Here is a 19717-nt window from a genome sequence, read left to right as displayed (position 1 = left end):
CATCCTTTGTGGCGAAGACGAGGGTGAACGCGAAATCGTGATCGGCCGCGAGTGGCTGTCCACGTCTTCCGGCGATGTCAGGAAAGCCAGGCGGGGACGGAATCGAGCCCGATCAGGTCTTCGTAGCTCGTGCGCGGGCGGATGACGTGGAATTCCCCGCCCTTCACCAGAACTTCGGGCACGAGCAGGCGCGAATTGTAGGTGCCGGCCTGGACCGCGCCATAGGCGCCGCCGGAACCCACAGCGATGAGGTCGCCCGGCTTCGGCATCGCCATTTCCCGATCCAGCGCCAGATAGTCGCCCGTCTCGCAGACCGGACCGACGACGTCGGCGCGGATGCGGGGCGCGCTGGCTGCGGAGAGGACGACGGGCTGGATCTCGTGCCAGGCCTCGTAGAGCGTCGGCCGGATCAGGTCGTTCATGGCGCCATCGACGATGACGAAGGTCTTCTCGCCGCCATCCTTCACGTAGATCACCTCGGTGACGAGGATGCCGGCATTGCCGACGATCAGCCGGCCGGGCTCGGTGACGATCCTGCAGCCGAGCTCCTTGAGCTCGTTCTTGACGATCTCGGCATAGGCATCCGGCAGCGGCGGCGGGGAATTGTCGCTCTTGTAGGGGATGCCGAGGCCGCCGCCGACGTCGACGTGGTCGATCACATGCCCATCGGCACGCAGGGTCTGCACCAGTTCCCGAAGCAGCTTGAAGGCGTCCTCGAACGGCTGCAGCTCGGTAATCTGGCTGCCGATGTGCATGTCGATGCCGGTCACCTTGATGCCGGGAAGCTCGGCGGCGCGGGCATAGACCGCACGCGCACTTTCCCAGGAGATGCCGAACTTGTTCTCCTTCTTGCCGGTCGAGATCTTGGCATGGGTGCGCGCATCGACGTCGGGGTTGATGCGGAAGGAGACATGCGCCTGCTTGCCGGCCTTGACGGCGCGGGCGTTCAGCACCTCGAGTTCCGGCTCGGACTCGACGTTGAAGCAGTAGATGCCGGCCTGGATGCCGAGGTCCATCTCGCGCGCGGTCTTGCCGACGCCGGAGAACATGATGCGGTTTGCCGGCACGCCGGCCGCGAGCGCGCGGCGCAGCTCACCCTCCGAGACGACGTCCATGCCGGCGCCGAGGCGCGCCAGCGTCTTCAGGACAGCCTGGTTGGAATTGGCCTTCATCGCATAGCAGACAAGCGCATCGACACCGTCGAAGGCCTTGGAGAACACCTTGAAATGGCGCTCCAACGTGGCCGTCGAATAGCAGTAGAAGGGCGTGCCCACTGCCTTGGCGATTTCCGGAACGGGGACGTCCTCGGCATGGAGGACGCCGTCGCGATATTCGAAATGGTTCACGTGCCTGTTCCGTCAGAGGAGCGGGTCGAGCAGGAAGGGCCTGTCCTCGACCGGCTGTTTCTTGCCATCCGTGCCAGCAGCGTTGCTGGACGTCACTCCCGGCCGGTCAAGGTCGCCCTTGCGGCCGCAGGCCGACATCACCGTCGCCGAGAGAACGAGGACAAGGGCCAGCCTGGCAATGGAATTCAGTGTCATGCGGTTTCGCGGCTCCGGATGGGTCTCGATCAGATGCAATCCTCTTAGCAGACTCCGCAGGCGGTTGTGCACCCTGATTCTGCTGATGATTCATGCAAGGGGATTGATCGGCGGGATCGACCGGCCGACCCTCAGTTGCGCCCGCGCCACCAGGCGATCTGCTGGCGGACATTGGCGGGCGCGGTGCCGCCGAAGGAGGTCCGGCTGGCAACCGATGCCTCGACCGTCAGCACGCCATAGACCTTGTCGGTGATGGCCGGGTTGATCGCCTGCAGGTCTTCCAGCGGAAGCTCGGCCAGATCGCAGCCCTTCTGCTCGGCGAGCGCCACCGCGCGGCCGGTTACGTGATGGGCGTCGCGGAAGGGAAGACCCGCCTCGCGCACCAGCCAGTCGGCAAGATCGGTGGCGGTGGAGTAGCCCGAGCCGGCCGCGGCCTTCATCCGGTCTGCGCGCACGGTCATGTCGCGCACCATGCCGGTCATGGCGGCAAGGGCGAGCTCGAGGCTTTCGGCGGAGTCGAAGACCTGCTCCTTGTCTTCCTGCATGTCCTTGGAATAGGCGAGCGGCAGGCCCTTCATCACCGTCAGCAGTGCGACCAGCGAGCCGTTGATGCGGCCGGTCTTGGCGCGCACCAGTTCGGCCGCGTCCGGGTTCTTCTTCTGCGGCATAATCGAGGAGCCGGTGGAGAATGCGTCCGAGAGTCGGATGAAGCCGAACTGCGGCGTCGACCAGATGACGATCTCTTCCGCCAGCCGCGACAGGTGCGTGGCGGCGATCGCTGCGATCGAGAGGAACTCCAGCGCGAAGTCGCGGTCGGAGACGGTGTCGATCGAATTGCGGGTGGGTTCGCGGAAGCCGAGCGCGTTGGCCGTCATGTGGCGGTCGATCGGAAAGCCGGTGCCGGCGAGCGCTGCCGCACCGATCGGGCTTTCGTCCAGGTGCTCGATGGCGTGCCGCACGCGCTGGCGGTCACGGCCGAACATCTCCACATACGCCATGCAATGATGGCCGAAGGTCACCGGCTGGGCGGTCTGCAGGTGGGTGAAGCCGGGCATGACGGTATCGGCATGCTCCTCGGCGCGGTCGAGGAAGGCTGCGATCAGCGCCGAAAGCATCCTCTCGGTCTTCTGCAGTTCCTCCTTGACCCAGAGGCGGAAGTCGAGCGCCACCTGGTCGTTGCGCGAGCGGGCGGTGTGCAGGCGGCCGGCTGCGGGGCCCACGAGTGCGGCGAGCCGCGCCTCCACGTTCATGTGGATGTCTTCCAGCTTGCGGGAGAACGCGAAGGTGCCGTCCTCGATCTCCTTCAGGATCGCCTGAAGGCCGCCGACGATCTTGTCGCGATCCTCGGTCGAAATGATGCCTTGATGGGCCAGCATGGTCGCATGCGCCATCGAGCCGCGGATGTCTTGTGCATAGAGCTTCTTGTCGAAGCCGATCGAGGCATTTATCTCCTCCATGATCGCATCCGGGCCGGATGCGAAGCGGCCACCCCACATCTGGTTCGAAGACTGGGTCTCAGATTTTGCGTCAGCCATGGGATTGCCTATCCTGGAGAATGAAATGACAGTCGAGAAGAAGCCGGGTCGCCCGGCCGTCAAGCTGATCGCGCTGGCCGCGCTTGCCGGCATCCTTGCCGGTGCGGCAGCGGTATACGTGATGGAGAGCCGGTCTGGCAATGGCGGCGCGACGGTGGCCGCCGACGGACAATGCACCATGGCCAAGGACAGGGCGGCGACGCTGGCGCCGTTCTTCACCGGGCAGGTGGCGGCGATGATGGCGGTCGACGATCCCCGGCCGCTGCCGCAGCTATCCTTCAACGGTCCGGACGGGCAGCCGCGCACGATCTCCGATTTCGCCGGCAAGACGCTGCTCGTCAACCTGTGGGCGACCTGGTGCGTGCCCTGCCGCGAGGAGATGCCGGCGCTGAACGCTCTGCAGAAGGACCTCGGCAGCGACCGCTTCGAGGTCGTGGCGATCAACATCGACACGGGCACGGACGAAAAGCCGAAGGCCTTCCTCGACGAGACCGGGGTGCATGATCTCGGCTACTACCGCGACAGTTCCATGGGCGTGTTCAACGCGTTGAAGAAGGAAGGGCTCGCCTTCGGCCTGCCGGTGACGCTGCTGATGGACGACAAGGGTTGTCTCGTCTCTGCGATGAACGGCCCGGCCGCCTGGGACAGCGAAGATGCCAAGGCGCTGATCCGGGCAGCCGTGCCGGCGACGCCCGGCTCCTGACGATCAGGTCCGGCCGCTCGGGTAGACGCGGGGCCTGCGAATGTCGATGAAACCGGCCTCGCCCTTGCGATGGGGGAACTCCGGCGCGGTATCAAACTCGATCGACTGGCCGCCGGTGGTCTTGGCCAGCACGCGGCGCGAATCCGGCCTGTCGAGCACACGCACGATCTGGGCGGGAACGCCCTGCCCATCCTCCCGCCAGGCGACGTCGGCGGGGCGGAACAGCACTTCGGCTGTGCCGTCCGAAAGGCCGGCGGCGTCGAACTCCACGTCCTGCACATAGGCCTTGCCGTCGCGCACGGTCGCCGGCAGCGCATTGGCATCGCCGAGGAAGCGCATGACGAAGGCATCGTGCGGGCTGCGGCAGACCTCCTCGGGCGTGCCCTGCTGCACGATCCGACCCTTGTCGAGGATGACGACGCGGTCGGCCAGGTCGAGCGCCTCTTCCTGGTCGTGGGTGACGAACAGCGTGGTGATGCCGAGATCGTCGTGGATCTTGCGCAGCCAGCGGCGCAGGTCGCGGCGGACATTGGCGTCGAGCGCGCCGAAGGGCTCGTCGAGAAGAAGCACGCGCGGATCGACTGCGAGCGCGCGGGCGAGCGCCACGCGCTGGCGCTGGCCGCCGGAGATCTGGCCGGGGAAACGCTGGCCGAGACCGGTTAGCTGCACCAGGTCTAGCAGTTCCTGGACGCGCTCGCGGATGGCGTCGCCTGACCGTTTGACCTTCGACACCTTCATGCCGAAGGCGATGTTCTCGGCCACGGTCATGTGGGGAAAGAGCGCATAGTGCTGGAAGACGAAGCCGACGCCGCGGTCGCGCACGGGGATGTCGGTGGCGTCCTCCTCGCCGAAGTAGATGTGGCCGTCATCGGCAAATTCGAGGCCGGCGACCATGCGCAGGATCGTCGTCTTGCCCGATCCGGAAGGGCCGAGCAGGGCTACGAGTTCGCCGCTTTCGATCTCCAGCGAGACGCCGTGCACGGCACGAAACGTGTCGAAGGTCTTGACGACGTTGTCGAGACTGATTTTCAAGGCTTGACCTCCGAAAGGCTATCGTTGCCGGCAAGCGAGGCCGGGCGGTTGCGCCGGCCCGCGCCCTGCCGCTCCAGCACCACCTTCACGATCAGGGTGACGATCGCGAGCGTGGCCAGGATGGAAGCGGCGGCGAAGGAGCCGACGGCATCGTAGTCGTGATAGAGAAGTTCGATGTGAAGCGGCAGCGTGTTGGTCTGGCCGCGGATGTTGCCCGAGACGACCGAAACGGCCCCGAACTCGCCCATCACGCGCGAATTGCAGAGCACCACGCCGTAGAGCAGCGCCCATTTGATGTTGGGCAGCGTCACCGTCAGGAAGGTGCGCCAGCCGCTGGCGCCGAGCGAAGTCGCCGCCTCCTCGAGGTCGCGTCCCTGCGCCTGCATCAGCGGGATCAGTTCGCGCGCGACGAAGGGGGCGGTGACGAACATGCTGGCCAGCACGATGCCCGGAAGGGCGAACATGATCTTCAGGTCGGCCGCCTCCAGCGCCGGGCCGAACAGGCCCTGCAAGCCGTAGACGAAGAGATAGGACACGCCGGCGACGATCGGGGACACGGAGAAGGGGATCTCGATGAGGATCAGGAGCAGCCGGCGACCGGGGAAATCGTGCTTGGTGATCGCCCAGGCGGCGGCGATGCCGAAGGCGGTGTTGATCGGCACGGCGATCAGCGCCGTCAGCACGGTCAACATGATTGCATGGCGGGTGTCGGGCTCTGCGATCGCCGCGGCAAAGTAGGGTAGGCCCTTGGAGAAGGCGTGGACGCCGATCACTGTCAGCGGGGCTACGATGATGACGGCGACGAAGAACAGCACGAGGGCCAGCAGCGTCCGGCGGAAGATCGGAGCGTCGCCGATACGCGGCAGGCGGCGGTGGGAATGCGGCTTCGTCATCGGTTCAGTTTCTCACCGTGTAGCGGAGCGCACGGGCTTGCATGATATTGGTGACCGCAAGCATGACGAAGGCGGCGATCAGCATGACCGAGGCGATCGCGGCGGACGCCGGGTAGTCGTATTCCTCGAGCCGGATGAAGGCCAGGAGTGCGGTGATCTCCGTCTCGAACGGCTGGTTGCCGGCAATGAAGATGATGGCGCCGAATTCGCCGAGGCTGCGGGCGAAGGACAGCGACACGCCGGCGAGAAGGGCGGGGGTGAGCAGCGGCAAGACGACGCGGGTGAAGATCGAAAGGTCGCTGCCGCCCAGCGTCTGGGCGGCCTCTTCCAGCGCCGGGTCCAGTTCCTCCAGCACGGGTTGCACGGTGCGGACGACGAAGGGCAGGCTGGTGAAGGCCATCGCGATCATGATGCCGAGCGGGGTGTAGGCGACCTTGATGCCGAGCGTGGAGAGCGGGCCGCCGAACCAGCCGTTGACGGCAAACAGCGTCGTCAGCGAGATGCCGGCAACGGCGGTCGGCAGCGCGAAGGGCAGATCGACCAGGGCATCGACGATGCGCCGCCCGGGGAAGCGGTAGCGCACCAGCACCCAGGCCAGCGCCATTCCGAAGACGAGGTTGAACAGGGTCGCCGCCAGCGCGCAGGAGACGGTGACGACGTAGCTCGCCACGGCGCGGTCGGAAGAGACGATGCGCCAGTAGTCGGCGGGGCCGAGGCTTGCCGCCTTGAAGACGAGGGCAATCAACGGCAGCACGATGATGATCGCCGCATAGACCAACGTGATCCCGAGGGAGAGTGGCAGGCCGGGCAGAACGCGCCGCTTCACTAAGTCGTCCTTTCGCAAACGAAGGACCGGCGGGGTTTCGCCCGCCGGTCCCAAACGGTTCTTGCCGGTGTCTTAGCGGTTGCCGTAGATCGTGTCGAGAACTCCGCCTTCGGCGAAGTGTTCCTTGGAGACCTGCGGCCAGCCGCCGAAGACGTCCTCGACCTTCACCAGGCGAATCTCGGGGAACTGGTCCTTGAACTTTCCGGCAACTTTTTCGTCCAGCACGCGATGGCCGAATTCGGCGGCGACCGTCTGGCCCTCCGGCGAATAGAGGAAATCGAGGTAGGACTTGGCCAGTTCCTGGGTGCCGTGCTTCTCGGCGACCTTGTCGACGACGGCAACGGGGAACTCGGCGAGCAGGCTCACCGAGGGAACGACCTGCTGGAACTTGTCGGTGCCGTACTGCTTGGCGATCGCCTTGGTCTCGGCCTCGAAGGTGATGATGACGTCGCCGATCTCGCGCTCGACGAAGGTGGTGGTGGCCGCGCGGCCGCCGGTGTCGAAGACCGGCACGTTGTCAAAGATCTTGGTGACGAATTCCGTCACCTTGGCCTCATCGCCGCCGAACTTCTCCTTCGCATAGGCCGTGGCAGCCAGGTAGGTGTAGCGGGCGTTGCCGGAAGTCTTGGGGTTCGGGAAGATCACCTTGACGTCGTCACGGGCGAGGTCGTCCCAATCCTTCACGTTCTTCGGGTTGCCGGCGCGGACGAGGAAGGAGGGGAAGGAATAGAAGGGGGAGGCGTTGTTGGGGAACTTCGTCTGCCAGTCCTGCGCGACGAAGCCGTTCTTGACGAGGAAATCGATGTCGGTGACCTGGTTGAAGGTGACGACGTCGGCCTCGAGGCCCTCGACGATCGCGCGGGCCTGCTTGGAGGTGCCGCCATGCGACTGGTCGATGGTGACGCCGGGATGCTGAGCGATGAAGGCCTCGTTCTCTGCGGCGAAGACCTCGCGGGCGACGTCATAGGAGGCGTTGAGGAGCTTGTCGGCGGCGCTTGCCGAGAGCGGAGCGGCAAGCGCAGCAAGCGCTGCGCCGATCAGAAGGAGGCGTTTCATGGAAGGATCTCCGGGGTGCATGTGCGTTATCTCCCCGGCAAACTAGCCGGGACACGCAACGCTTCCGAGAAATCAGCCACCAATGACGCGGGGCAGCGGCGAAAATCTTTGCGCCGGGAGGCGTCCGGCGAGAATGGCGCCTGCCTCCTCCTGTTGCCCGGGGGATCAGCGCGTGGGGACGGGCACCTCGCCGCGGTAGTCGTAGAAGCCGCGGCCGGACTTGCGGCCGAGCCAGCCGGCCTCGACATATTTCACCAGCAGCGGGCAGGGGCGATACTTCGAATCCGCCAGTCCTTCGTAGAGCACCTGCATGATCGACAGGCAGGTGTCGAGGCCGATGAAATCGGCCAGCTGCAGCGGCCCCATCGGATGATTGGCGCCGAGCTTCATCGCGGTATCGATCGCGTCCACCGTGCCGACGCCCTCGTAGAGCGTGTAGATCGCCTCGTTGATCATCGGCAGCAGGATGCGATTGACGATGAAGGCGGGGAAATCTTCGGCAACGGTCACCGTCTTGTCGAGGGTGGCGACGAATTCCTTCGCGGTGGTGAAGGTGCCTTCCTCGGTGGCAATGCCGCGCACGAGTTCCACCAGCTTCATCACCGGCACCGGGTTCATGAAGTGGATGCCCATGAAGCGTTCGGCGCGATCGGTGGCCGAGGCGAGCCTTGTGATGGAAAGGGAGGAGGTATTGGTCGCGAGGATCGCGTCGGGCTTCAGGGCGGGACAGACCTGCCCGTAGATCTTGCGCTTGACCGTCTCGTCTTCCGTCGCCGCCTCGATGACGAGGTCGGCCTGCGAGAGGTCGTTGACGTCGTTGGAACCGTTGATGAGGGCGAGCGCGCCCTTGCGCTCCTCCTCGGTCATCTTGCCGGAGGAGACCTGCCGGGCGAGGTTGCCGTGGATCGTGGCGAGCCCCGCCTCGATGCGCTCCATCGACAGGTCGTAGAGCTGGACCTTGTATCCGGCGAGGGCGCACACATGGGCGATGCCGCAGCCCATCTGGCCCGCACCGACGATACCGACATTCCTGATCGTGCTCATCTTTCCGCCCACCGCTTCAGTCCGAAGACCGGCCCCAGAATTAGGCCCCAGAATAGAGAAAACCGGGCCGGCAAGTGCCGGTCCGGTGAAGTGATAAAGGGGTGCGACGATTTTTTCCAGCGATTATTCGTCGCGTCGGGCACCCCGTGATCGCGTTATCAGAGTGCCTTCTGCAGCTCCGGGAGTGCCTCGAACAGATCGGCGACGAGACCGTAGTCGGCGACCTGGAAGATCGGGGCCTCCTCGTCCTTGTTGATGGCGACGATGACCTTCGAGTCCTTCATGCCGGCGAGGTGCTGGATGGCGCCGGAGATGCCGCAGGCGATGTAGAGCTGCGGGGCGACGACCTTGCCGGTCTGGCCGACCTGCCAGTCGTTCGGCGCGTAGCCGGCATCGACGGCGGCGCGCGATGCACCGACGGCGGCACCGAGCTTGTCGGCGACGGGCAGGATCACTTCCTTGAACTTTTCCGCCGAGCCGAGCGCGCGTCCGCCCGAGATGATGATCTTGGCCGAGGTCAGCTCGGGGCGGTCCGAAGACGACAGCGCATCGCCGACATGGGTCGAAAGGCCCGGATCGGCGGCGGCTGCGACCGTCTCGATGGCCGCGGAGCCGCCTTCGGCCGCAGCGGCGAAGCTCGCCGTGCGCACCGTGATCACCTTCTTGGCATCGGTCGACTGCACCGTCTGGATCGCGTTGCCGGCATAGATCGGCCGCTTGAACGTGTCGGGCGCGACCACCTCGATGATCTCGGAGACCTGGGCGACGTCGAGAAGCGCTGCCACGCGCGGCAGCACGTTCTTGCCGACCGAAGTCGCAGCCGAGACGATCGTGTCATAATTTCCGGAGATCTGGACGATCAGTGCGGCGAGCGGTTCGGCGAGGTTGTTTTCCAGCGAGGCGTCCTCGGCGACGAGCACCTTGGAAACGCCGGAGAGTTTGGACGCCTGCTCGGCCGCAGCCTTGGCGCCGGCACCGGCGACGAGCACGTGCACGTCGGAACCGATCTTGTTTGCCGCCGTCAGCGCCTTGGCGGTCTGGTCGGAAAGGTGGGCGTTGTCGTGGTCAGCCAGAAGAAGAATGGCCATGGTTGTTTCTCCCTTCCTTGTTCTCAGAGCACGCCGGCTTCGGACTTGAGCTTCTCGACCAGCTCGGCGACGCTCTTGACTTTGACGCCGGCCTTGCGGCCGGACGGCTCTTCCGTCTTCAGCACCTTCAGCCGGGCGGTCGTGTCGACGCCGAGATCGGCCGGTGTCTTCTTGTCGAGCGGCTTCTTCTTCGCCTTCATGATGTTCGGCAGCGAGGCATAGCGCGGCTCGTTCAGGCGCAGGTCGGTGGTGACCACCGCCGGCAGCTTGATCTCGATCGTCTGCAGGCCGCCGTCGACCTCGCGCGTGACCTTCGCCTTGCCATCGCCGAGCTCGATCTTGGAGGCGAACGTCCCTTGCGCCCAGCCGAGCAGAGCCGACAGCATCTGGCCGGTCTGGTTCGAATCGTCGTCGATCGCCTGCTTGCCGACGATGATCAGGCCGGGGCTTTCCGCCTCGGCGACGCCCTTGAGGATCTTGGCGACCGCGAGCGGCTCGACGGCATCGTCGGTCTCCACCAGGATCGCCCGGTCGGCGCCCATGGCGAGTGCGGTGCGCAGCGTCTCCTCGGCCTTTGCCGGGCCGATGGAGACGACGACCACTTCCTCGGCCTTGCCGGCCTCCTTCAGGCGCAGCGCCTCCTCGACGGAGATCTCGTCAAACGGGTTCATCGACATCTTCACATTCGCAAGCTCGACGCCCGTGCCATCCGCCTTCACGCGGATCTTCACGTTGTAGTCGACGACCCGCTTCACGGGGACCAGGATCTTCATGGCTTCTCCTTCCAATGCCCGGGTGGGAAATTGCGCCATTCGGGTGCGGTCCGATGGTCGGTTGGCGACATCGATACGCGTTTTTTTCCCAAGTTCAATTGTTTCGGCAGGCTGCTGCGCCGAATCCATCTGCATATTTTTGACTTTGACGTCAACGTAAATTTATCTGACGCCAGCGACCGAGGAAATCACCGGCCCCAGCGAAGAGGCGGAGCGTTCGGCGCAGTCTCGACGGCGCCTTGGCCGACGGGCGTTGCTTCCTTATGTCGCACCGCCTGCGGTGTCACGACGGTGCGGTCGAACAGCGGCACGCCGCGCCGGCGGAAGAACACCACGAGGATGGCGCCGGCGATGATGCCTCCGACGTGGGCGCCCCAGGAAATGCCGCCCTGCGGATCGAGGAAGAGCATGTAGAACTGCTGGCCGATCCACAGCACGAGCGGGACGACGGCGGGCAGCGGCAGCGGGATGCGGAAGAAGACGAGGACCCAGACGCGGACCTTCGGATGCAGCAGCAGGTAGGCGGCGACCACGCCCGAAACCGCGCCGGACGCGCCGATCAGCGGCGCCTCGGATGCCGGCTGGAAGACACCGTGGACGAGCGCACCGGCGGCCGCGCAGGCGAGATAGAAGACGAGGAAGCGGAAATGCCCCAGCGCATCCTCGACATTGTCGCCGAACACCCAGAGGAACAGCATGTTCGTCGCCAGATGCAGGAAGTCGGTGTGGATGAAGGCATAGGTGATGTAGGTCGCATCCTCCGGAACCAGCACCAGGCCCGGCTCGAGGTCGGCATAGCCGAAGACGACGGCGGGGATGTAGCCGAGGCCGACGACGGTTTCGTCCGAAAAGACCTGGCTGGCGGCGAGCCCGGCGACGATCCAGACGGCGACGTTCACCAGGATCAGGCCGAACGTGACATACTGCACCTTGATGTATTTCAGGGAATTCGCATCGTGCAGCGGTATGAACATGAACGTCCTTTCGTTCGGGATACGCCGTCCGTTACCTATTCTGTCCCGGAACCCACAGCACGTCCAGAGAACCCTTGTCGTTCGCCCAGCGGGCGGCGACGAAGAGGAAATCCGACAGGCGGTTGATATAGGCGATCGCTTCCTTCGAGACGGCTTCTCCCTCTCGTTCGGCCAATTCGACGATCCGTCGCTCGGCGCGCCGCGCCACGGTCCGGGCGACGTGGAGGACGGCTGCGAGCGGGGAGCCGCCGGGCAGCACGAAGGAGCGCAGCGGTGAAAGGTCCGCATTGAGCCTGTCGATCTCGGCCTCGAGCCTGTCGACCTGGCTCTGGACGATGCGCAGCGGCTCGTATGCGGGCTTCTCGCCGGTCGCGGGCGTGGCGAGGTCGGCACCCAGGTCGAACAGGTCGTTCTGGATGCGCATCAGCATCCTGTCGAGATCGGGGAAGGTCGCCGCATGCTGGCGCGCTATCCCGATCTGCGCATTCGTCTCGTCGACGTCCCCGTAGGCACCGACGCGGGCGTCATGCTTCTTTCGGCGCGCGCCCGAAACCAGGCCGGTCGTGCCATCGTCGCCGGTGCGGGTGTAGATCTTGTTCAGCTTGACCATGGCGGCACTCCCTATGACGGCCCCTATGACGGCCTGCCGCCGCCGGTCACCCACAGCGTCAGCATGATGAGGATGAGGGCGACCGCCTGCAGCAGGATGCGCATCTGCATCAGCTTGTTGGACTTGTTGCCGCTTCCTCCCTTGAGCATGTTTGCCAGGCCGCGGATCAGAACGATCGCGACAAGGCCCATGACGATGAGGGTGAGGTAGGTCAGGAAAGTAGACATTCATCAAGATTCCGCTGTTCGAAGGGTAATGTCCAGAGACTGTTTCGGCGGGCGCTTCATCCCAGCCGGCCGATGATGCGGTAGAAGAGCGAGGCGGGCAGCAGCTTCTTCAACAGCGCGCCCTTCCTGGCGGGCGAGGTGACGATGTAGTGCGGGCGCGGCGCGCGCGCATTCAGCGCGTGCCTGAGGACGTCATAGACGGCGTCCGGGCCGAGCTTGCCGCGGGCCGGCCCGCTCTCGCCGCTCAGCCGCCGCATCTGCCGTCGGTATTCCTCCGCATGGACCGAGCCCTCGAGGTCTATGTGCTTCTCGATGTGGGCGATCGCATTGGCGGTGAAGCGCGATTCGATCGGTCCGGGCTCGATCAGGCTGACATGGATGCCCGAGCCGGCAAGCTCCATGCGCAGCGTCAGCGACAGGCCCTCGAGGGCGAACTTCGAGGCATTGTAGGCGCCGCGCCAGCGATAGGGCACGAGGCCGAGGATGGACGAGCACTGCACGATCCGACCGTGGCCCTGCCTGCGCATGGCGGGGACGAGGCGGCGGGTGAGGTCGTGCCAGCCGAAGACGTTGGTCTCGAACTGCTGGCGCAACGCCTCGACCGGCAGGTCCTCCACAGCGCCGGCCTGGCCATAGGCGCCGTTGTTGAACAGGGCGTCGAGCCGCCCGCCGGTGCGTTCGAGCACGGTGTCGGCGAGTGCGGCGATCGAGGCCGGATCGGTGTAGTCCATGATCAGCGCCTCGATGCCGTCTGCCTCCAGCGGGGGACGATCGGCCTCCTTGCGCACCGTGGCGAACACCCGCCAGCCATCGGCCTTCAGCGCCCGGGCGCAATAGGCGCCGATCCCGGAGGAACACCCGGTGACGATGATCGTTCTTGTTCTGCAGACGGGATCGGCCATGCGATTTCCTGTACAAATTCCGTTTCGTTTCCCATATTCACCGAGCGCTGGCAATCGCGCCAACAGGGCCCGCCTCGATGGAGAGGTGGCCAACGAAGGGGAGGGACATGCCGACCGCTCTACGCCTCCTCTACAAGGTCGTGTTCGACGCGATCTGGCATTTCACCGAGGACGACGGCTGGGCCATGGCGAGCCACGTCGCTCTTTCGACGTTGCTGGCCGTCTTTCCCTTCCTGATTTTCGGCACAGCGCTCGGCTCCTTTCTCGGGGCCGACCAGTTCGCCGATACCGCTGTCCATCTGATCTTCGATACCTGGCCGACGTCGATCGCGGACCCGATTTCCCGCGAGGTCGTGGCGGTGCTGACGATCCCGCGCGGGGGGCTCGCAACAGTGTCAGTGCTGGCGGCGGCCTACTTCGCCTCCAACGGGGTCGAGGCGCTGCGGGCGTCGCTGAACCGCGCCTACCGCGTGGCGGAGACGCGATGGTGGTATGTCACGCGCCTCGCCAGCCTGGGTTTCGTCGTCCTCGGCGTGGTGGCGCTGGCGGCGATCAGCATCGTGCTGGTTGCCGCGCCGCTCGCTGTGCGGGCCACCGACCAGTGGATCCCCTGGCTTGGATACGTGTATTCGCTGGTCCTGGAGTGGGGCATCTTCGGAACGCTGGTGGTGCTGTTCGTCGGGCTCCTGATCGCCCATCTCTGGCTGCCTGCCGGCCACCGCCGCATCGCGGACGTACTGCCCGGAATCATCCTGACGCTCGTCGCATGGACCATCGGCGCCTATCTGTTCGCCTCCTACCTCGCGGCATTCTCCACCTATGTGAAGACCTATGCGGGCCTGGCGTCGATCATGATCGCGCTGGTCTTCCTCTACATCATAGGCGTGATTTTCATTCTCGGAGCGGAGATCAATGCGGCGCTCCTGAAGTACCGGGTCAAGCGCGTGATCCTGGACCGCCTGCGCGGCAGGAAGCCGGTGCTGCGGGAGAGCTCAGTCGAGGAGGAGCCCATCGAGGACGAGGCCATCGCGCGCGAACAGCAGGCGCAGGTCCGACGGTGAAAGCCCTTTGTCCCGGTAGGCCGCGATCCCCGTATCCCTGTTGCTCTTGGATAGCTTCCTGCCGTCTTCGCCCATCACCAGCCCGTGGTGGTGGTATGCGGGCTCCGGCAGATCGAGCAGGACCTGCAGCAGGCGGTGGACGGCGGTGGCGTGGAAGAGATCCTGACCGCGCACGACATGGGTCACGCCCTGCAGGGCATCGTCCAGCGTTACAGAAAGGTGGTAGCTCGACGGCGCGTCGGACCGCGACAGGATGACGTCGCCCCAGCGCTCGGGTCGTGCGGGGACCGTTCCCGTCTGCCCTTGCGGGCCGTATCCGGTATCGTTCCAGGCGAGCGGACGACCGGCCAGCCGGTCGCCGGTCGCCGCTGTCGCGGCCACTATATCGAGGCGCCAGGCATGCTGGCGGCCCTCGGCGATCCAGCGCCTCGTTGTCGCGCGGTCGAGTTTGCGCTCCTCCGTCGGATAGCAGGGCGCCCCGTCAGGATCGCGCGGCCAGGCCTTGCCCGAGGCCTCGCATGCCGCCACGCGTTGGCGCACTTCGCCGCGGCTCAGGAATGCCGGATAGGCAAGGCCGCGATCGATCAGATCCCCGAGCGCCCGCTGGTAGAACGAAAAATGCTCCGATTGGCGGCGTACCGGATGCTCCCAGTCCAGTCCCAGCCAGTGGAGGTCGCGGTAGATCGCCTCTTCATATTCTGGCCGGCAACGCGCGATATCGATGTCCTCGATCCGCAGCAGGAACCGTCCGCCGTTCGTCGTGGCCAGGCCGTGGTTGAGAAGGGCCGAATAGGCATGGCCGAGATGCAGGAGCCCGTTGGGGCTCGGGGCGAAGCGCAGTACGGCTTGCTTTGGCGACGGCTTGTCCATCAGATGCTCATGCACGAAATGGTCGCTGTGGCCAATGGGCAGTCTGTCCGGACGGGCGAAAGATCAACACTGGGAACGGCATGCAGTTGCACATGATCAGATCGGAGGCGGACGTCTCCGCCGGCCTCGTGGACCTGGCGCTTCTCGATGCGCGCCTGTTCACCGTGATCGACAAGGCCGGCCCGGTGCCGTTGCGCCTGCACGATCCCGGCTATCGGGGCCTTGCCGGCATCATCGTCTCGCAGATGGTCTCGCGTGCGAGCGCCGACGCGATCTGGCGCAAGCTGGAGACGATCGCCGGCGAGATCACGCCGCATCACATTCTCGGGCTCAGCGAGGCGGACAACCGTGCCGCGGGGCTCTCGCGCGCCAAGGCCGAGACGCTCAAGCGCGTCGCCGCGGCGGTCGACCGCGGCGACGTCGACCTCGATGCTGTCTGTCACCTGGACGCGGTCGCGGCGATCCGGGCGCTGACGGCGATCAAGGGGGTCGGTCGATGGACCGCGGAGGTCTACCTCCTCTTCTGCGCCGGCCATCCCGACATCTTCCCTTCCGGCGACGTGGCACTGCAGAATGCGGTCGGCCATGCGCTCGGCCTCCCCGTCCGTCCTTCGGCCGCCGAACTCGAGCAGATCGCGCAGATGTGGTCGCCCTGGCGCGGCGTCTCGGCGCGGCTTTTCTGGGCCTATTATGCCCGCCAGATGCGCCGCGACGGCACGCCGCTTGCGTGAGGCTTTCGCGAGAGGGTTGCAAAGGGTTAAATCCGCGCTGCGCATTTTCTTTCCGGCTTCACAATGCTGTAACAACGGGCCTAATATAGAGGTGCAGATGCCGAATCGGTCAGGAGAATCACTTGACGATTTCTGTTTCACCACAGGCCCTGCCGGCGCTCGTCCTGAACGCTGACTACAGGCCACTGAGTTATTATCCCTTGTCGCTCTGGTCCTGGCAGGACGCGATCAAGGCAGTCTTCCTCGACCGTGTGAACATCATCGCGGAATACGAACACTCGGTTTCTTCACCGAGCTTCACCATGCGGCTGCCGAGCGTCGTCAGCCTGAAGACCTATGTGCAGCCTTCGCGTCATCCCGCCTTCACGCGGTTCAACGTGTTCCTGCGCGACCGGTTCGAATGCCAGTATTGCGGCTCGCCGGACGACCTGACCTTCGACCATGTCGTTCCGCGCGCGCATGGCGGCGAGACGACCTGGTGCAACGTGGTCGCGGCCTGCTCGCCCTGCAACCTGCGCAAGGGCAGCAAGCTGCCGAAGCAGGCGGGCATGGTCCCGCACCAGCGGCCGTACCAGCCGACGGTGCAGGACCTGCACAACAACGGCCGTCTTTTCCCGCCGAACTACCTGCATGAAAGCTGGATGGACTACCTCTACTGGGACGTCGAACTGCAGCCCTGACACGGCGCGCATCCCGGCAGGCGGAATTCGGACTCGGCGCCGGCCGGGTAGACTGGCCGGACAAGACCGGTGCATCGCTGCGCCGGTTGGCCCCTTGGATCTATTTCTTCGCACGCACGCCGCCGAAAGCAATCGCCGCAAGGATGAGGCTTGCGATTACGTTCCAGCCGGCGAAGGAAAGGCCGAGGTAGCGGAACGAGGCTTCGGTGCAGGACGGCGGCGTCTTGGCGTCGAGATCGCCGAGCAGGTCGCCGGCATTCTGCGAGATGCCCTGGGCCGTCGTCGCGCAGGTCGACGGGCCTTCCCAGAAGCCCCACTCGGCGCCGGCGTGGTAGACGCCCAGGCCCGCGCCGACCAGCATCATCACACAGCCGACGAGGAGCAGTCCCCGCGTCAGCCATGACGGGCCGCCGAAGGCTGCCGAAAGGGCTGCCAGCACCGCGACCGGAATGCCGTAGTAATAGGGCAGCCGCTGCAGCAGGCAGAGCGCGCAGGGGATATAGCCGCCGATATGCTCGAAGCCGAGCGCGCCGCCGACGGTGGCGGCCATGCCGAGGGCGAGGAGGACGGCGAAAGGCAGGGGGGGCTGGTTTCTGAGGGCGGCGGGCATGACGGGCATTCCTGGTTCAGGCGGCAACGTAACGATAGGCGACATAGAGCGCGATCAGCAAGCCGGCGCCGACGCCTGCGATCAGCCCCAGCTGCTTGTCGATGAAATCGCGAATCGGCTCGCCATAGCGGCGAAGCAGCCAGGCGAGGAAGAAGAAGCGCGCACCGCGGGCGACGATCGCCGAAACGATGAAGAGCCCGAGATTGATGTTGGCCGCGCCCGACAGGATGGTCACGACCTTGATCGGCGGCAGGTGCGCCAGGCCGGAGGTGATCAGCAGCAGAACCAGTGTCTCATAGCCGACGGAGGTGCGAAGCTCTTCGAAGGCGTCGAGCTTACCATAGAATTCCAGCACCGGCTTGGCGATGGCCTCGAAGGCGTAGTGGCCGAGATACCAGCCGGCAACGCCGCCAAGCACGGAGGCGACAGTCGCCACCAGCGCATAGCGCCAGAGCCGTTCGGGGCGGGCAAGCCCCATCGGCAGGAACAGCACGTCGGCGGGGATCAGAAAGACGGAGCTTTCAACAAAGGCGATGACTGCAAGCCAGACTTCGGCCGACTTGCGTGCGGCGAGCGACATGGTCCAGTCGTAGAGGCGTCGGAGCATGAATGGGTTCCGGTTCAAGGGTTTGCATCTTTAACAGCTCCGCCCCTGTTGTAAATGTCACTGCGGCCGCACTATGGCCGGCGCGGCCGTGTGCCGCAGAGACCGTCGGGCCAATCGTCGTGCGTTGCGTTTTATGGCCGGCCCTGGAGACTTGCGCTGCGGGGGGCTTGCGACTTGCGCGCCGGCTCGCCGCCGTGGTAGACGCCTCTCCGTCACCTGCTGCGATGCCCCATTGGCGGAACTGGTAGACGCGCTCGACTCAAAATCGAGTTCCGAAAGGAGTGCTGGTTCGATTCCGGCATGGGGCACCAGCAGTGGATTTTCCCGTTGATTTCGCTAGAGTTTTACTGCCTGTGGCAGCTGGGCCATCCGGCCGTGCTCGAGGTTCACGTCCGGATGGCAACAGTTCCGCTTGGGGCGACCGATAGCGATCCGTGGCCGGATCGCTTCCCTCCGTTGGCCTCAGAGAATGAAATCCCCCTTGGTCAGGCCGATGATGCCGGTGAGTTCGATCTGGAAATCGGCGCGGTGGTCGCGGTCGGTGTCGCCGTAGACGATGGTGCGGTCGTTGGTGGTGCCCTTTTCGTCGAAGGTGCGGAAGATCAGTTCGCCGGCCTTGCCGGTGAACTCGCCCTTGCCGCGCCAGACGAAGTCCTGGTCGCCGGAGCGCGTGCCGTCGGCGTCGATCTTTGACACGTCGAGCTTGTCTTCCGAATGGACGAAGTCGGTGATGGTGTCGCGCTTGTCGTTGCCGAGGCCCGTATCCTTTGTCGAGGCGAAGACGAAGGTGTCGCGGCCGGAACCGCCGGTCAGGGTATCCACACCGGTGCCGCCAGTCAGTCGGTCGTTGCCGGTGCCGCCGATCAGCCGATCATCGCCGGCGCCGCCCGAGAGGATGTCGTTGCCGCCCTTGCCGTCGAGCACGTCGTTGCCGTCCTTGCCGTAAAGGGCGTCCTTGCCCAAGGCGCCGGCCAGCCTGTCGTTGCCTGAAGTGCCGTGCCTCGTTTCCATCACATCGGTGACGGCCACCTTGAAGGATTTCTCTGCCTCGTGCTTCGTGCCGATCGAGGGATCGTCGAGGCGCACGGTGACGTCCAGTGACCGGTTGGTCTCGTAGTCGAGGCTAATGCCCTTCTTCAGCCAAAGTGCGCCATTCTTGATCTCGAACAGCTTGGCATCGCTGCCGGCGAGCGACAGCTTGTTGTTGCCGCCGTCGGGATCGGAGATCGACAGCGTCGCTACCTTGCGCGCCGATGCGGTCGAGGCGTCCTCTGCGATCTGCAGCAAGGTCTGCGTGGCGACCAGCTTCGGCGCGTCGTTGACCGGGGTGATGCCGAAGTTGAAGGTCTTGCCGACCGGCGTCGAGCGGTCCTCGTTGCCGTCTTCGACGGCGACCTTGAAGGAAGCCTTGGTGGACTCGGCGCCCGAGTGGACGAAACTGACCTTGCCGCCGGCGAGTTCCGTGCCGGTGAAGCTCGTCGCAGCCTTGCCGTTGACATAGACCTTGCCGTTCGAGGCGTCGGAGACGGTGAAGCGGACGCCCGCGGCACTGTCGTCGGGGTCGGAGAAGTTCAGGTCGGCGGTGGTCAGCTTGTAGCTGCCGCCTTCCTTCACCGTGGCCTTGAGGTCGCCCGTCAGCTTCGGCGCGTCGTTGACCGGGGTGACGCCGAGGTTGAAGGTCTTGCCGACCGGCGTCGAGCGGTCCTCGTTGCCGTCCTCGACCGAGACCTTGAACGAGGCCTTGGTGGTCTCCAAACCGTTGTGGACGAAGGTGACCTTGCCGGCGGCAAGCTCGGTGCCGGTGAAGCTGGTTGCGGCCTTGCCGTTGACATGGACCTTGCCGTTCGACGGCGCGGAAACGGTGAAGCGGACGCCCGCGGCACTGTCGTCGGGGTCGGAGAAGTTCAGGTCGGCGGTGGTCAGCTTGTAGCTGCCGCCTTCCTTCACCGTGGCC

The 19717-nt window shown here is 65.3% G+C and carries 22 protein-coding genes and 1 tRNA gene; 5 read left to right on the top strand and 18 right to left on the bottom strand.

The genetic code is table 11. From position 1 onward, the window contains the following. Positions 1-77: 77 nt before the first annotated feature. The 3 genes from lysA to argH all read right to left on the bottom strand — a co-directional run bounded on the left by lysA (position 78) and on the right by argH (position 3076). Positions 78-1346 carry a diaminopimelate decarboxylase gene (lysA, locus tag GGQ64_RS09615; RefSeq protein WP_183802817.1) on the bottom strand — a complete coding sequence of 423 codons (1269 nt, stop codon included), beginning with the start codon at positions 1344-1346 and terminating at the stop codon, positions 78-80. Positions 1347-1358: 12 nt separating this feature from the next. Then, positions 1359-1541 carry an LPS translocon maturation chaperone LptM gene (gene lptM, locus GGQ64_RS09610; protein ID WP_183802814.1) on the bottom strand — a complete coding sequence of 61 codons (183 nt, stop codon included), beginning with the start codon at positions 1539-1541 and terminating at the stop codon, positions 1359-1361. 131 nt (positions 1542-1672) lie between these two features. Further along, a complete protein-coding gene (gene argH, locus GGQ64_RS09605; RefSeq protein WP_183802811.1) occupies positions 1673-3076 on the bottom strand; it encodes an argininosuccinate lyase in 1404 nt (467 codons plus the stop codon). 25 nt (positions 3077-3101) lie between these two features. Here argH and tlpA point away from each other — a divergent pair, with 25 nt between their 5' ends. Beyond that, the gene (tlpA, locus tag GGQ64_RS09600; protein WP_183802808.1) at positions 3102-3779 is read left to right on the top strand and encodes a thiol:disulfide interchange protein TlpA; all 678 of its coding nucleotides are present in this window, start codon (positions 3102-3104) and stop codon (positions 3777-3779) included. Between the two features lie 3 nt (positions 3780-3782). On the opposite strand, the gene GGQ64_RS09595 is transcribed toward tlpA, so the two are convergent. From GGQ64_RS09595 to GGQ64_RS09545, 11 genes are all read right to left on the bottom strand, one after another. After that, positions 3783-4811: a sulfate/molybdate ABC transporter ATP-binding protein gene (locus tag GGQ64_RS09595; protein WP_183802805.1), complete on the bottom strand. Its 1029-nt coding sequence runs from the start codon at positions 4809-4811 to the stop codon at positions 3783-3785. Beyond that, a complete protein-coding gene (cysW, locus tag GGQ64_RS09590) occupies positions 4808-5704 on the bottom strand; it encodes a sulfate ABC transporter permease subunit CysW (RefSeq protein WP_183802802.1) in 897 nt (298 codons plus the stop codon). The genes GGQ64_RS09595 and cysW overlap by 4 nt, the downstream gene beginning before the upstream one ends. 4 nt (positions 5705-5708) lie before the next feature. Then, positions 5709-6530 (bottom strand): sulfate ABC transporter permease subunit CysT, encoded by an 822-nt coding sequence (cysT, locus tag GGQ64_RS09585; RefSeq protein ID WP_183802799.1) that lies wholly within the window; start codon positions 6528-6530, stop codon positions 5709-5711. 72 nt (positions 6531-6602) lie between these two features. Further along, a complete protein-coding gene (cysP, locus tag GGQ64_RS09580; protein ID WP_183802796.1) occupies positions 6603-7586 on the bottom strand; it encodes a thiosulfate ABC transporter substrate-binding protein CysP in 984 nt (327 codons plus the stop codon). A gap of 165 nt (positions 7587-7751) precedes the next feature. Then, positions 7752-8630, bottom strand: coding sequence for a 3-hydroxybutyryl-CoA dehydrogenase (locus GGQ64_RS09575; RefSeq protein WP_183802793.1), 879 nt, complete (start codon positions 8628-8630; stop codon positions 7752-7754). Between the two features lie 158 nt (positions 8631-8788). Then, on the bottom strand, positions 8789-9718 hold the full coding sequence (locus GGQ64_RS09570; protein WP_183802790.1) for an electron transfer flavoprotein subunit alpha/FixB family protein: 930 nt from the start codon (positions 9716-9718) through the stop codon (positions 8789-8791). 23 nt (positions 9719-9741) lie between these two features. Further along, complete coding sequence (locus tag GGQ64_RS09565) at positions 9742-10491, bottom strand: electron transfer flavoprotein subunit beta/FixA family protein (RefSeq protein ID WP_183802787.1); 750 nt, start codon at positions 10489-10491, stop codon at positions 9742-9744. 188 nt (positions 10492-10679) lie between these two features. Beyond that, a complete protein-coding gene (locus tag GGQ64_RS09560; RefSeq protein ID WP_183802784.1) occupies positions 10680-11465 on the bottom strand; it encodes a rhomboid family intramembrane serine protease in 786 nt (261 codons plus the stop codon). A 31-nt stretch (positions 11466-11496) separates the two neighbouring features. Continuing rightward, positions 11497-12075: a cob(I)yrinic acid a,c-diamide adenosyltransferase gene (locus tag GGQ64_RS09555; protein WP_183802781.1), complete on the bottom strand. Its 579-nt coding sequence runs from the start codon at positions 12073-12075 to the stop codon at positions 11497-11499. A gap of 23 nt (positions 12076-12098) precedes the next feature. After that, positions 12099-12302, bottom strand: coding sequence for a twin transmembrane helix small protein (locus GGQ64_RS09550; protein WP_183802778.1), 204 nt, complete (start codon positions 12300-12302; stop codon positions 12099-12101). Between the two features lie 56 nt (positions 12303-12358). Beyond that, a complete protein-coding gene (locus GGQ64_RS09545) occupies positions 12359-13204 on the bottom strand; it encodes an SDR family oxidoreductase (RefSeq protein ID WP_183802775.1) in 846 nt (281 codons plus the stop codon). A gap of 107 nt (positions 13205-13311) precedes the next feature. On the opposite strand from GGQ64_RS09545, the gene GGQ64_RS09540 reads away from it, so the two are divergent. Further along, a complete protein-coding gene (locus GGQ64_RS09540) occupies positions 13312-14265 on the top strand; it encodes a YihY/virulence factor BrkB family protein (RefSeq protein WP_183802772.1) in 954 nt (317 codons plus the stop codon). Here GGQ64_RS09540 and gluQRS read toward each other — a convergent pair. Then, positions 14197-15135: a tRNA glutamyl-Q(34) synthetase GluQRS gene (gene gluQRS / locus GGQ64_RS09535; RefSeq protein ID WP_183802769.1), complete on the bottom strand. Its 939-nt coding sequence runs from the start codon at positions 15133-15135 to the stop codon at positions 14197-14199. The two genes, GGQ64_RS09540 and gluQRS, sit on opposite strands and share 69 nt — an antisense overlap. 86 nt (positions 15136-15221) lie before the next feature. Between gluQRS and GGQ64_RS09530 the strand changes: the two genes are divergently transcribed. Further along, entirely contained in the window at positions 15222-15866 is a 645-nt protein-coding gene (locus tag GGQ64_RS09530) for a DNA-3-methyladenine glycosylase family protein (RefSeq protein WP_183802766.1), read from the top strand. Between the two features lie 122 nt (positions 15867-15988). Further along, positions 15989-16546, top strand: a complete 558-nt coding sequence (locus GGQ64_RS09525) for an HNH endonuclease (protein ID WP_183802763.1) — start codon at positions 15989-15991, stop codon at positions 16544-16546. A 100-nt stretch (positions 16547-16646) separates the two neighbouring features. On the opposite strand, the gene GGQ64_RS09520 is transcribed toward GGQ64_RS09525, so the two are convergent. Next, the gene (locus tag GGQ64_RS09520) at positions 16647-17156 is read right to left on the bottom strand and encodes a disulfide bond formation protein B (RefSeq protein WP_183802761.1); all 510 of its coding nucleotides are present in this window, start codon (positions 17154-17156) and stop codon (positions 16647-16649) included. A gap of 16 nt (positions 17157-17172) precedes the next feature. Further along, positions 17173-17763, bottom strand: coding sequence for a YqaA family protein (locus GGQ64_RS09515; RefSeq protein ID WP_183802759.1), 591 nt, complete (start codon positions 17761-17763; stop codon positions 17173-17175). A gap of 226 nt (positions 17764-17989) precedes the next feature. On the opposite strand from GGQ64_RS09515, the gene GGQ64_RS09510 reads away from it, so the two are divergent. After that, positions 17990-18074 (top strand) — tRNA-Leu (locus GGQ64_RS09510). Between the two features lie 151 nt (positions 18075-18225). On the opposite strand, the gene GGQ64_RS09505 is transcribed toward GGQ64_RS09510, so the two are convergent. After that, a partial coding sequence (locus GGQ64_RS09505; RefSeq protein ID WP_183802756.1) for a cadherin-like domain-containing protein occupies positions 18226-19717 on the bottom strand: 1492 nt, incomplete at its 5' end.

Origin of the sequence: Mycoplana azooxidifex (genome assembly GCF_014196765.1) — a bacterium.
GTDB lineage: Bacteria > Pseudomonadota > Alphaproteobacteria > Rhizobiales > Rhizobiaceae > Mycoplana > Mycoplana azooxidifex.
The sequence above is the reverse complement of the archived record's forward strand: the minus strand, read 5'-3'. Positions and strand labels throughout refer to the sequence as shown.

Coding starts and splice junctions, on each gene's coding strand:
- GGQ64_RS09565 (WP_183802787.1), bottom strand. CDS start 10,491: ATGAAGATCCTGGTCCCCGTGAAGCGGGTCGTCGACTACAACGTGAAG.
- tlpA (WP_183802808.1), top strand. CDS start 3,102: ATGACAGTCGAGAAGAAGCCGGGTCGCCCGGCCGTCAAGCTGATCGCG.
- cysW (WP_183802802.1), bottom strand. CDS start 5,704: ATGACGAAGCCGCATTCCCACCGCCGCCTGCCGCGTATCGGCGACGCT.
- GGQ64_RS09550 (WP_183802778.1), bottom strand. CDS start 12,302: ATGTCTACTTTCCTGACCTACCTCACCCTCATCGTCATGGGCCTTGTC.
- GGQ64_RS09540 (WP_183802772.1), top strand. CDS start 13,312: ATGCCGACCGCTCTACGCCTCCTCTACAAGGTCGTGTTCGACGCGATC.
- lptM (WP_183802814.1), bottom strand. CDS start 1,541: ATGACACTGAATTCCATTGCCAGGCTGGCCCTTGTCCTCGTTCTCTCG.
- GGQ64_RS09555 (WP_183802781.1), bottom strand. CDS start 12,075: ATGGTCAAGCTGAACAAGATCTACACCCGCACCGGCGACGATGGCACG.
- GGQ64_RS09575 (WP_183802793.1), bottom strand. CDS start 8,630: ATGAGCACGATCAGGAATGTCGGTATCGTCGGTGCGGGCCAGATGGGC.
- GGQ64_RS09515 (WP_183802759.1), bottom strand. CDS start 17,763: ATGCTCCGACGCCTCTACGACTGGACCATGTCGCTCGCCGCACGCAAG.
- GGQ64_RS09560 (WP_183802784.1), bottom strand. CDS start 11,465: ATGTTCATACCGCTGCACGATGCGAATTCCCTGAAATACATCAAGGTG.
- GGQ64_RS09570 (WP_183802790.1), bottom strand. CDS start 9,718: ATGGCCATTCTTCTTCTGGCTGACCACGACAACGCCCACCTTTCCGAC.
- cysP (WP_183802796.1), bottom strand. CDS start 7,586: ATGAAACGCCTCCTTCTGATCGGCGCAGCGCTTGCTGCGCTTGCCGCT.
- gluQRS (WP_183802769.1), bottom strand. CDS start 15,135: ATGGACAAGCCGTCGCCAAAGCAAGCCGTACTGCGCTTCGCCCCGAGC.
- argH (WP_183802811.1), bottom strand. CDS start 3,076: ATGGCTGACGCAAAATCTGAGACCCAGTCTTCGAACCAGATGTGGGGT.
- GGQ64_RS09545 (WP_183802775.1), bottom strand. CDS start 13,204: ATGGCCGATCCCGTCTGCAGAACAAGAACGATCATCGTCACCGGGTGT.
- GGQ64_RS09520 (WP_183802761.1), bottom strand. CDS start 17,156: ATGCCCGCCGCCCTCAGAAACCAGCCCCCCCTGCCTTTCGCCGTCCTC.